The organism is Rhodoplanes azumiensis (assembly GCF_042682915.1).
GTDB classification, from domain to species: Bacteria; Pseudomonadota; Alphaproteobacteria; order Rhizobiales; family Xanthobacteraceae; genus Rhodoplanes; species Rhodoplanes azumiensis.
Genome location: NZ_JBHUIW010000033.1, coordinates 35802 through 47335 on the forward strand (window position 1 = coordinate 35802; position 11534 = coordinate 47335).

The following is an 11534-nucleotide window of genomic DNA, read 5'->3' on the forward strand; positions in this document are numbered from 1 at the left end:
GAGTAGCGATCTCTGCCGCCCCGCTCTTCGCTGTTCGCTGTTCGCCGCACGCGAAAAACGCGTGCGTCACCGCTTGAAGAACAGGTCGGCGGCCGAGCGCGACGCCTGCTTGGAGGCGCGGGCCGCCTCCAGCCGGGTGATCTCCTCGCGCAGGAGGCCGATCCGCTCGTCGATCTCGGCGACCGAGAGGAGCGCGAGATCCTGGCCGATGTCGTGGGTGAGCTTGCGCTTGGGCCGCTCGTCCTCGTCCGCGATCGCCATCTGGTCCTCCGTGATCCCCGCGGTGCAGCGCCGCGCCGGCCGGTCCGGTGTGCGCGCCCGGCATGCGTGGCCGCGAAAACCGGATCCCTCTCGTCGGGATCATGCTCTAGTGTGCCGGCGGCCGAGCCGCCGCCCGGCGGGGCCGTTGCCGCTGCCGCGGCGACCATGCCCCTGCGACCCTCGGCCTGCAAGCGTCGCCGTTCGCCGGCGGCGTGCCCGGACCTCCTCGCTGACGGATCACGTGCTCCCATGACCGACCTGCCCGCCCGCATGACCGCCATCGGCATCTCGACCCCCGGTGGCCCCGAGGTGCTTCGCCCCGAGGAGCGCCCCGTCCCGACCCCCGGCCCGGGCGAGATCCTCGTGAAGGTCGCGGCGGCCGGGGTGAACCGGCCCGACGTCGTCCAGCGCAAGGGCTTCTACCCGCCGCCGCCCGGCGCCTCCGACATTCCGGGCCTCGAGATCTGCGGCACCGTCGTCGCGCGCGGCCCCGAGGCGACGCGCTTCGCGCTCGGCGACCGGGTGATGGCCCTGGTCTCGGGCGGCGGCTACGCGCAGTACTGCGTCGCCCACGAGAGCCACGCCCTCGCGGTGCCGGCGAATCTCTCGGACGCCGAGGCGGCCGCCGTCCCGGAGACGCTGTTCACGGTCTGGCACAACGTGTTCGAGCGCGGCGGCCTGAAAGCCGGCGAGACGCTCCTGGTGCACGGCGGCTCGTCCGGCATCGGCACCATGGCGATCCAGCTCGCCAAGGCGTTCGGCGCCAAGGTGATCGTCACGGCGGGCTCGGACGACAAATGCGCCGCCTGCGTGACGCTCGGTGCCGACACGGCCGTGAACTACCGCACGGCGGACTTCGTCGCCGCGACCAAGGCGGCGACCGGCGGCACGGGCGTCGAGGTGATTCTCGACATGGTCGGCGGCGACTACATCGACCGCAATTACGAGGCGGCGGCGGTCGACGGGCGGATCGTGCAGATCGCCTTCCAGGGATCGTCCAAGGCGACCGTCGATTTCCGCCGCATCATGCTCAAGCGGCTGCACCATACCGGCTCGACGCTGCGCTCCCGCTCGGTCGCCGACAAGGCGGCGATCGTCGCGGCCGCCGGCGCCGCCGTGCTGCCGCTTCTCGCCGCCGGCCGGGTGCGGCCCGTGATGGACACGAGCGTCCCGCTCGCCGATGCCGCGGCCGCCCACGCCCGGATGGAATCGAGCGCCCATATCGGAAAGATCGTGCTTCTGGTCTAGACGCCGTGCGGGCGGCGGGGCCGCAACTGGCGGTTCACGCCGGTGCGCTGCGGCGCGGCGCAATTACCGGTGGCGTTCCGGGCCCGGGAGTGGAATCCTTGCCCTCCCGGGCCGGCGCGGCTAGTGGAGGTCGGGTCCGCGCGTCGGGTCCGCACGGCATCGCGGTGGGTCGCACCGCGGGGGACCGGCGGGCAGTTCGGTGCGGGCGGGCTCGAACAGTGACGTCGACCGTGACGTCGACACCAACCATGCACGCGTGAACCGTCCATGCGTGACGATGCGGGCCGGCCGTCGGACGGCGCGGCGCGCGACCACCGGGAGATCCTCGTTTTGCGGACCTTGCGCGCGGCCCTTGCGGCGCTGGTGCTGGCGGGTGTCGCCCTCCTCGGCGCCGGTTCGGCCGCCCAGGCGGTCCAGGCCGTCAGCGTGCGGCCCGACGTCCCCGCCATCGACCTCACCGAAGCCGTGGAGCTGCAGCAGACCGACGGCGACCGCGTGCAGGTGTCGACCGCGCCGGGGCCGGACGGCATCGTCCGTCGCATCGAGGTGCGCTCGCGCGAGGGCGGCACCAACTGGGCCGTGCTGGCGCTCGCCAACACCAGCGACGAGCAGTTCGACCGGCTGATCGTCGTGCCGCATTATCAGATGGTCGGCTCCGGCCTCTTGTGGCCCGATCTCGGCCTGTCACGGGTCGCCACCGTCACGCCGAGCGTCGGCGATCGCCCCGACCGCCAGGACAACGCCACGGCCGACATCTTCCGCGTGACGCTCGATCCCGGCGCCGTCGTCACTTACGTGCTGGAGCTGCGCACCAACCGGCTGCCGCAGGTCTATCTGTGGGAGCCGGAGGCCTACAAGGACAAGATCAACTCCTTCACGCTCTACCACGGCATGGTGATCGGCATCGCCGGTCTGCTGGCGCTGTTCCTCACGATCCTGTTCGTCGTGAAGGGCAGCGTGATGTTCCCGGCCGCCGCGGCGCTCGCCTGGGCCGTGCTGATCTATATCGGCGTCGACTTCGGCTTCTGGGGCAAGGTGTTCGACATGTCGGCCGGAGCCGAACGCGTGTGGCGCGCCTGCGGCGAGGCGATTCTCGCCGCCACCCTGGTCGTCTTCCTGTTCGCCTATCTCAACCTCTCGCGTTGGCACGTGCGCTACGCCCATGTGACGATCGGCTGGCTCGCCGTGCTGGCCGCGCTGATCGCGGTGGCGCTGTGGGATCCGGCGATCGCCTCGGGCGTCGCCCGGCTGTCGCTGCTGCTCGCCGCGACGCTCGGTCTCGGCCTCGTGCTCTATCTCTCGACGCACGGCTTCGACCGCGCCGTGCTGCTGATTCCGACCTGGCTCCTCCTGGTCGTCTGGGTGTTCGGCGCCGGCATGACCGTCACGGGCGCCGTGACCAACGACATCGTCGGCCCGGCGCTGCTCGGGGGCCTGGTGCTGATCGTCATGCTGATCGGCTTCACGGTGATGCAGCACGCCTTCGCGGGCGGCGTCACGCAAGGGATCGTGTCCGACATCGAGCGCCGCGCGCTGGCGCTGACCGGCGCCGGCGACCTGATCTGGGACTGGGACGTCGCCGCCGACAAGGTCTACACCAGCCCGGAGACCGAGCAGGCGCTCGGCCTCAAGCGCGGCACCCTCGACGCCCCGGCGGCGCAGTGGCTCGAGGTGCTCCACCCGCTCGACCGCGATCGCTTCCGCGCCGCCCTCGACAGTGCCGTCGAGCAGCGCCGCGGCCGGCTGGTGCAGGACTTCCGCCTGCGCGCCACCGACGGACATTACCTGTGGTTCTCGCTGCGCGCCCGGCCCGTCGTCGGCTCCGACGGCGAGGTGGTGCGGCTGGTCGGCACGCTCACCGACGTCACCGAGTTCAAGACCGCCGAGGAGCGGCTCCTGCACGACGCCGTCCACGACAACCTCACCGGCCTGCCCAACCGCCAGCTCTTCCTCGATCGCCTGCAGGGTGTCTTCGCCTTCGCCAAGGCCGATCCGGCGATCAAGCCGACCGTCGTGGTGATCGACCTCGACCGCTTCAAGCAGGTCAACGACTCGGTCGGCATGGCGGTCGGCGACTCGATCCTGCTGACGCTGGCGCGCCGGCTCGGCCGCCTGTTGAAGCCGCAGGACACGCTCGCCCGCCTGGCCGGCGACCAGTTCGGCCTGATCCTGCTGTCCGAGAAGGACTCGAGCCGCGCCATCGCCTTCGCCGAGACGATGCGCAAGACCATCAACGCGCCGATCACCTTCAACGACCGCGAGATCATCCTGACCGCGTCGCTCGGCGTGGCGCTGCACGACGCCCAGGCGCAGCGCCCCGACGAGGTGCTCAAGGACGCCGAGCTCGCGATGTATCACGGCAAGAAGATCGGCGGCGACCGCATCGAGATCTTCAAGCCGGCGATGCGGGCCCGCAAGACCGACCGGCTGACGCTCGAATCCGAGCTTCGCCGCGCGCTGGAGCGCGAGGAGATCACGCTGCTCTATCAGCCCATCGTCCGGCTCGAGGACCGCTCGGTCGCCGGCTTCGAGGCGCTGGCGCGCTGGGATCACCCGAAGATGGGGCGGCTGTCGCCCTCCGAGTTCATCTCGATCGCCGAGGAGATCGGCCTGATCGTCGATCTCGGCCTGTTCGCGCTGGAGCGCACCGCCCGCCAGCTCGCCATCTGGCAGCGCGCCGTGCCGACCCGCGTGCCGCTGTTCGCCAGCGTCAACGTGTCGTCGCGCCAGCTCCTGCGCCACGACCTGATCCACGACCTGCGCACCGTGATGGCGCGCTCCGGCCTGATGCGCGGCAGCCTCAAGCTGGAGATGACCGAGAGCCTGGTGATGGAGAATCCCGAGCTCGCCGCGCAGATCCTCATGCGCATCAAGGAGCTCGGCGCCGGCCTCGCCCTCGACGACTTCGGCACCGGCCACTCCTCGCTCGCCTATCTGCAGCGCTTTCCGTTCGACACCATCAAGATCGACAAGTCGTTCGTCCGCACGACGTCCAAGGGCACGCGGCCGGTGCTGCTGCGCTCGATCATCTCGCTCGCCCACGACCTCGGCATGGAGGTGGTGGCGGAGGGTGCCGAGACCGACTCGGACGCCGTCGAGCTCTATCAGCTCGGCTGCGAATACGTGCAGGGCTTCGTGTTCGGCGAGCCGATGCCGGCCGAGGCGGCCCGCGAGCTCCTGGTCGGCGACCGCCTCGCGCTCGCGCGCGGGTGAATTCGTTCATTCGCGCGGTCGTCCCGGGGCGGCGCGTGAGCGCCGAGCCCGGGATCCATATTCCCTGTCTCTCGTGAGCCACCAGCCCCGCGCGTATGGATCCCGGGCTCGCGGATCTTGAGGTCCGCGCCCCGGGATGACACGACGCGGCGCCCCGTCGCCCCTATTTCTGCGCTGCCGCGGCGGCGGCTTCGAGGTTTTCCAGCAGGGCCGGCGCGAGCTTCAGGGCGGCGGCGAGCTTCGCCAGGAACGCCGTCTCGGCCGGGTTGTCGGGATTGATGGCGAGGCGGGCCGCCGCGTAGACCTGGGCGCCGACGGCCGGCGACCTCACCTGGGCGGCCAGCGTCTCCGGCGACAGCGGCTTGGCGAACTCGTTGACCAGGAAGGCGGTCGCGTCGGCGTCCAGGCCGGCCTTGGCGAGGCCGCCGACGATGTGGGTGCGCTCCGCCTCGTCGAGCACGCCGTCGGCGGCCGCCGCGGCGATCATGGCGCGCACCAGCAGGAGCGCGGTCGCCTGGTCGGTCGCCGCGTCGGCCGTCTCGCCGAACGGGCTCGCATCCGGCGCCGGCGTCACGCCGCCGCCGAGATCGACCAGCGGCTTGCCGGCCTTGTAGGCTTCGAGCGCCCGGTAGGCGAGGCCGCCGATCATGGCGAGGCCGCCGAGCTTCGCGGCCGAGGCGGCGACGCCGCGACCGGCGCCGGTGCCGAGCAGCAGGGCGGCGAGCCCGCCGAGCGCCGCCCCGCCGGCGAGCTGGTTGCCAGCGACGAGCTCGCGCGCCTTGGCGAGGAGATCGCCGGCGCTCGATCCGGTCGCCTGGGTGAGGGCCGCGTCGGCCTTGGCACCGATGCCGGTCGAGGCCTCGACGTCGCGGGCGGCCTCCTGCACGCCGGTCTTGGCGGCACCGAGGATCTGCCCGATCACGGTGGCGAAGCTGCCGGAGCCGACCGGCGCGCCGGCCGCGCCCTCGCGCATCCCGGCCTGCAGGTCGGTCGCGGCCTGACCGAGCACGCCGCCGAGTCCGCCGGCGGCGCCGTTCTTGCCGCCCAGAATCGCATCGAGGATCGATTTCGAATCCATGAGTTCAATCTCCTGTCGCGAGGTTCGGGCGCACTGCGCTGTCCGGCTGGTCCCGGCGTAAAAAAGCCGCCCCACGCATGGCGGCTGCTTCGCGGATCTCGTCGGCCCGCGAACGGCACCGCGCGCGACGACGAAGGCGCGGAGGCCGGTAGTATAGAAAGAACTCGCTTCGCCATGCGAACGCGATCGCGCTCACATCTCCGTGCCGCCCGTCGGCCGCGGATCCGTGCGGCGCATGGGCCGCCGGTCCGTCCGGTAGGTCGGATGCGGCCCGGCGCCCGAGTGGCCGAATCCCACCTCGAGGGGGTGCCACGGCGACACCCCGGCTGCACGCCTCGCGCTCAGGCGTGTCCCGCTTCGCTCGACAGCATGCCGGGCGGGATGCCGATCTTCTCCAGCGCGCGGTCGTATTTGCGCTCGGTGTCGGGGCCGAAGATGAGCTCCGAATCGGCGGCGCAGTGGAGCCAGCCGTTGGACTGGATCTCGGTCTCGAGCTGGCCCGGCGCCCAGCCGGCGTAGCCGAGCGCCAGCACGGCCGAGAGCGGACCGTCGCCGCGGGCGATCGCCTTCAAAATGTCCAGCGTGGCGGTCAGGCAGATGCCGTCGTCGATCGGCAGGGTCGAGTTCTCGATGAAGAAATCGGCCGAGTGGAGGACGAAGCCGCGCCCGGTCTCGACCGGGCCGCCACGCAGCACCTTCACGGCGCCGGCCCGCGGCGGCAGGATGATCAGGTCGGAGGCGGGAATGACCTCGAGCTGCACCAGGAGGTCGGCGAACGAGATGTTCGGCGCCGGCTGGTTGACGATGATGCCCATGGCGCCTTCCGACGAATGGGCGCACACATAGATGAGGCTGCGGGCGAAACGCTCGTCGCGCATGCTCGGCATGGCGATCAGCATCTGTCCGTCGAGATAGCCCCGCTTGGGCTCGTGCTGCTGCGCGATCTTCCGGGCGGCTTTCATCTCGGCGAGATTACTCCGAGGGGCGCGGGTTCGGCAACGCGGCTGGCGGTCGCCCGGGCCGCGACGCACGCGCACCCCTCTTCAGAATCTGTGAGTTCCGGTCGGGCGTCCCGACCTTACCCGGGATACGAGACCAGGCGATGAACGGATCGGCGACGCGCGCCAGGATGGCGGACGGTTCCATGGGCAGATGGCTCGCCCTCCTCGTGGTGGCGGCTCTGGCGCTGGTCGCTGGGACGGTGCCCGGGCCTGCGCTTGCGAACGACCCCGCGGTCTCCGCCTGGGACGGCGACGGCCGTGCCGCCGTCCGCCTCGTCGGCGGACCGCCGGGACCGGACCCGGCGGTCCTGTCCGCCGGCGTGGAAATCCGGCTCGCCCCCGGCTGGAAGACCTATTGGCGGTATCCGGGTGATTCGGGCGTGCCGCCGCGGTTCGACTTTTCCGCCTCCGCCAATGTGCGGGCCGCGACGGTGCGCTGGCCGGCGCCGAAGCGGTTCGAGGACGGCGGCGGCACGGCGATCGGCTATGCGCAGCGGGTGCTGTTCCCGCTCGCGGTCGAGCGTATCGACCCGGCGAAGCCGGCGACCCTGGTGCTCGCCCTCGACTATGCGATCTGCGAGAAGTTGTGCGTGCCCGCCTCCGGACGCGCCACCTTGACGTTGCCGGCCGGCACCCAGGCCGGCCGTGCCGAGGCGGCCGCCGTCACGGCGGCCGCGGCGCGCGTGCCGGTGCCGTCGACGGTCGGCGGCGACGGGCCGCTCGCCGTGCGCAGCGTGCGGGTGGAGGGGGCGTGGCCGAAGCCGCGCGTCGTCGTCGCCGTCGCGGCCCCCGCCGGAGCGACGCCCGACCTGTTCGCCGAAGGGCCGGGCGAGGACTGGGCCCTGCCGCTGCCGGAGCCGATGGGGGAGGGACCGGACGGCACCCGCCTGTTCGGCTTCGCGATCGACGGCGTGCCGCCCGGCACCGACCCGAGAGGCGCCACCCTGACGCTCACCGCCACGGCCGGCGACGCCGCCGTGGAGGTGAAGGCGAGGCTCGAGTGATCCGGCCTGCGTCCGCCCGTCGTAGCTCGTCCGCGGCCCCGCGATGCGGCGTCGCGCGCCGGGGCTTGCGCCGTGTCGCACGGATGTTTCTATTCGCGGCCTAACGGTACCGCGGCCCGGCGCGCCGGCTCGCGAGACCGGATTCCCCCTCCGGCCGGCGAAGCGTTCCGCCGCGCCGGGCCGCCCATCGAGGACGAGAGAGACCATGCCCATCACAGTCGGCGACCGCATCCCCGAGGCCAAGTTCCGCGTCATCACGGCGGAGGGACCGGCCTGGGTCTCCACCGACGAGATCTTCAAGGGCAAGACCGTGGTGCTGTTCGCGGTGCCGGGTGCCTTCACCCCGACCTGCTCCAACAACCACCTGCCGGGCTTCCTGCGCCAGGCCGACGCCATCAAGGCGAAGGGCGTCGACACCATCGCGGTGACGTCGGTCAACGACGCCTTCGTGATGGAGGCGTGGAAGAAGGCGAGCGGCGCCGAGGGCAAGATCGAGTTTCTGGCCGACGGCAACGGCGATTTCGCCAAGGCGATCGACCTGACGATCGACATCAGCGCCGGCGGCCTCGGCGTGCGCTCCAAGCGCTACGCCATGCTGGTCGAGGACGGCGTGGTGAAGAAGCTCTCGGTCGAGCAGGAGACCGGCAAGGCCGAGCTGTCCAGCGCCGACGCGCTCCTGGCGGGGATGTAGGCCGGCACTGTCAGGCCTATCCGCGCCCTGTCGCCGCGCGGTTCCAGCGGTCCCTCCCCCGGGCAAACCGGGCTCGCCCGGGTTGCCCATCATACGTCACAAGTCGGGCAGGCCCGACTTGTGCGGCGGAGGGTCGGGGAGGGGATCCCCCGCAGTCTCTGAGCTTGCAGCTCGCCCCCCTCTCCACCTTTCCCCACAAGGCGGACGAGAGCAGGCTGCGGCGCGCCGGCGTGCTGACGTTCCGATGGCGGTGGCCATGAGCGAAATCTCACCCCCGCTCGGCCCGCTGGGCGGCGCGCAGCTCGGCGATCGCCTCGCGGGCGAGCGCGTCGGCGCGCTCGTTGAGGTCGTGGCCGGCATGGCCCTTGACCCAGTGCCAGACGACGTCGTGGCGCCGGATCGCCGCGTCGAGGCGCTGCCAGAGGTCGACGTTCTTCACCGGCTTCTTGTCGGCCGTCCTCCAGCCGTTGCGCTTCCAGCCGTGGATCCAGCCGGTGATGCCCTGGCGCAGATACTGGCTGTCGGTGTGGAGGTCGACGGCGCAGGGGCGCTTGAGCGCCTCCAGCGCGACGATCGCCGCCATCAGCTCCATGCGGTTGTTGGTGGTCAGCGGCTCGGCGCCCTTCAGCTCCCGCCTTCGCCCGTCCCACTCCAGGATCGCGCCGAAGCCGCCCGGCCCGGGATTGCCCGAGCAGGCGCCGTCGGTGTGGATGATCACGCGCTTTGCCGCCGCGCCCGCTTCGTCGCTCACGCTCGTCTCGATCCCCGTGGTCACGCCGCGTCGATGCCGTAGTCGCGGGCGCCGCCGATCGCCTGATGGAAGCGGAGCTTACGGTAGTATTCGAGCGGATCCTTGCGGCGCACCAGCGCGCCGGCCGGCACCGCGAACCAGTCGTAGAGCCGGGTCAGCAGGAAGCGCAGCGCGGCGCCGCGGCACAGCACCGGCAAAGCGGTGCTCTCGTCGCGCGACAGCGGCCGCACCTTGCCGTAGCCGTCGAGCAGGGCGCGGCCCTTGGTGACGTTGTAGGCGCCGTCCGGCTCGAAGCACCAGGCGTTCAGGCAGATCGCCACGTCGTAGGCGAGCGTGTCGGTGCAGGCGAAGTAGAAGTCGATCAGGCCCGACACCCTGTCGCCGAGGAAGAACACGTTGTCGGGAAAGAGATCCGCATGGATGACGCCGCGCGGCAGCCGGTCCGGCCAGGTGCCTTCGAGCGTCGCCAGCGCCGTCTCGACCGCGTCGGCGAGGCCGGGCGTCACCTCGTCGGCGCGCGCCCGCGCGGCCTCGAACAGCGGCCGCCAGCCGTCCACCGAGAGCGCGTTGCGGCGCTCCATCGGGAAGTCGAGGCCGGCGAGATGCAGGGCGGCGAGCGCGCCGCCGAGCGCATGGCAATGGGCGACGCCGGGGCGGCGCAGCCACATGCCGTCGAGAAAGGTGACGATCGCGCAGGGGCGGCCGGCGAGCCGGCCGAGCGCGTCGCCGGCCCGGTTCTTCACCGGCTGCGGACAGGTGAGGCCGCGCGCCGCGAGATGCTCCATCAGGCCGATGAAGAACGGCAGGTCGGCTTCCGCGACCCGCTTCTCGTAGAGCGTCAGGATGTAATGGCCGCGCGACGTGTGCAGGAGGAAGTTCGAGTTCTCGACCCCCTCGGCGATCCCCTTGCAGGACAGAAGGGAACCGAGATCGTAGTCGGCGAGATAGGCCTGCAGCTCGTCGGCCGTGACGTCGGTGTAGACGGCCATCCCACCCCCAAAACAGCATTTTTCCGCGACGGGGGCTCCGACCCGCCGCGGACGATGCCCCCCCTCTCGATGACGCTCGGCCCCGGCGGTCGCGCCCGGCCGCCGCGCCGGCGGCGCGCGGCTCACTCGGCGGCGGTGCCGGCGGCCTTGTCGAGCTCCCGGAGCTGCCGCGGCAGCGGGAAGAACATGCTTTCGGTGGCGCCCGAGACGGTCTCGACCGCGACGTCGAAGCGCGCCGCGAAGGCGTCGATGATCTCCTCGACCACCACCTCGGGGGCCGAGGCGCCGGCCGTGAGGCCGAGCGTCCGGATGCCGCCGAGCCGCGACCAGTCGATGTCGGCGGCGCGGTCGACGAGCTGCGCGTGCGGGCAGCCGTTGCGCAGGGCGACCTCCTGCAGGCGCTTGGAGTTCGAGGAGTTCGGCGAGCCGACGACGATGAGGGCGTCGACCCGCGGCGCCACCGTCTTCACGGCCTCCTGCCGGTTGGTGGTAGCGTAGCAGATGTCTTCCTTGTGGGGCGCCGTGATCTGCGGGAAGCGCCGCTGCAGGGCCGCGATGATGTCGGTGCAGTCGTCGATCGACAGCGTCGTCTGGGTCACGTAGGCGAGCTTCGCGGGGTCGCGGGGCGTGAAGGTCTCGACGTCCGCCACCGTCTCGATCAGCGTGATGGCGCCCTTCGGGAGCTGGCCCATGGTGCCTTCCACCTCGGGGTGGCCGGCATGTCCGATCAGCACGATCTCCAGCCCGCGCTTGTGGTGCACCTCGGCCTCGCGATGGACCTTGGAGACCAGCGGACAGGTGGCGTCGAGGGCGAAGAAGTTGCGCTTGGCGGCGCTCTCCGGCACCGACTTCGGCACGCCGTGGGCCGAGAACACGACGGGCGCCGTGGTGTCCGGGATCTCGTCGAGCTCCTCGACGAAGATCGCGCCCTTCTTCTTCAGGCTCTCGACCACGTAGCGGTTGTGGACGATCTCGTGGCGCACATAGACGGGGGCGCCGTAGAGCGCCAGCGCCCGCTCGACCGTGTCGACGGCGCGCACCACCCCGGCGCAGAAGCCGCGCGGCGAGCACAGCAGAATCTGCAGCGGCGGCTTGATCTGCGGCTCGGGGGCGACGCCCGAAGCGGCGTCCGTGGCGTCGCGGGCGGGCGGCATGGCTGGTCCCTGGCTCGTCATGTCGTCTCCTGATCCGTCGGTTTGGCCTCCCCCCGGAGCCCTGTCAAGGCAGGGGTCCGGGCGAGGGTCCAGGGCTCCGAATCCAGGTTAACGCGTCCGATGTCCGAGGATCTGGGCGCAGTA

At 71.6% G+C, this 11534-nt stretch carries 10 protein-coding genes; 4 read left to right on the forward strand and 6 right to left on the reverse strand.

The features are described from left to right. Positions 1-66: 66 nt before the first annotated feature. The gene (locus tag ACFSOX_RS21365) at positions 67-261 is read right to left on the reverse strand and encodes a DUF1192 domain-containing protein (RefSeq protein ID WP_378479848.1); all 195 of its coding nucleotides are present in this window, start codon (positions 259-261) and stop codon (positions 67-69) included. A gap of 249 nt (positions 262-510) precedes the next feature. Between ACFSOX_RS21365 and ACFSOX_RS21370 the strand changes: the two genes are divergently transcribed. Together ACFSOX_RS21370 and ACFSOX_RS21375 are read left to right on the forward strand one after the other, a co-directional pair. Then, on the forward strand, positions 511-1509 hold the full coding sequence (locus ACFSOX_RS21370; RefSeq protein WP_378479849.1) for an NAD(P)H-quinone oxidoreductase: 999 nt from the start codon (positions 511-513) through the stop codon (positions 1507-1509). 267 nt (positions 1510-1776) lie between these two features. Then, entirely contained in the window at positions 1777-4722 is a 2946-nt protein-coding gene (locus ACFSOX_RS21375; protein WP_378479850.1) for an EAL domain-containing protein, read from the forward strand. A gap of 163 nt (positions 4723-4885) precedes the next feature. Here the strand turns inward: ACFSOX_RS21375 and ACFSOX_RS21380 are convergent, their stop codons facing one another. Beyond that, complete coding sequence (locus tag ACFSOX_RS21380; RefSeq protein WP_378479851.1) at positions 4886-5800, reverse strand: tellurite resistance TerB family protein; 915 nt, start codon at positions 5798-5800, stop codon at positions 4886-4888. A 341-nt stretch (positions 5801-6141) separates the two neighbouring features. After that, entirely contained in the window at positions 6142-6762 is a 621-nt protein-coding gene (locus ACFSOX_RS21385) for a YqgE/AlgH family protein (RefSeq protein WP_111360537.1), read from the reverse strand. Between the two features lie 182 nt (positions 6763-6944). Between ACFSOX_RS21385 and ACFSOX_RS21390 the strand changes: the two genes are divergently transcribed. Then, on the forward strand, positions 6945-7805 hold the full coding sequence (locus tag ACFSOX_RS21390; RefSeq protein ID WP_378479852.1) for a protein-disulfide reductase DsbD domain-containing protein: 861 nt from the start codon (positions 6945-6947) through the stop codon (positions 7803-7805). 205 nt (positions 7806-8010) lie between these two features. After that, positions 8011-8496 (forward strand): peroxiredoxin, encoded by a 486-nt coding sequence (locus ACFSOX_RS21395; RefSeq protein WP_378479853.1) that lies wholly within the window; start codon positions 8011-8013, stop codon positions 8494-8496. A gap of 268 nt (positions 8497-8764) precedes the next feature. On the opposite strand, the gene rnhA is transcribed toward ACFSOX_RS21395, so the two are convergent. The 3 genes from rnhA to ispH form a co-directional block, all read right to left on the reverse strand. Further along, positions 8765-9247 carry a ribonuclease HI gene (rnhA, locus tag ACFSOX_RS21400; RefSeq protein WP_378479854.1) on the reverse strand — a complete coding sequence of 161 codons (483 nt, stop codon included), beginning with the start codon at positions 9245-9247 and terminating at the stop codon, positions 8765-8767. Positions 9248-9267: 20 nt separating this feature from the next. Beyond that, positions 9268-10236: a homoserine kinase gene (locus tag ACFSOX_RS21405; RefSeq protein WP_378479855.1), complete on the reverse strand. Its 969-nt coding sequence runs from the start codon at positions 10234-10236 to the stop codon at positions 9268-9270. A 122-nt stretch (positions 10237-10358) separates the two neighbouring features. Beyond that, complete coding sequence (gene ispH / locus ACFSOX_RS21410) at positions 10359-11390, reverse strand: 4-hydroxy-3-methylbut-2-enyl diphosphate reductase (RefSeq protein ID WP_378479857.1); 1032 nt, start codon at positions 11388-11390, stop codon at positions 10359-10361. Between the last annotated feature and the right edge of the window lie 144 nt (positions 11391-11534).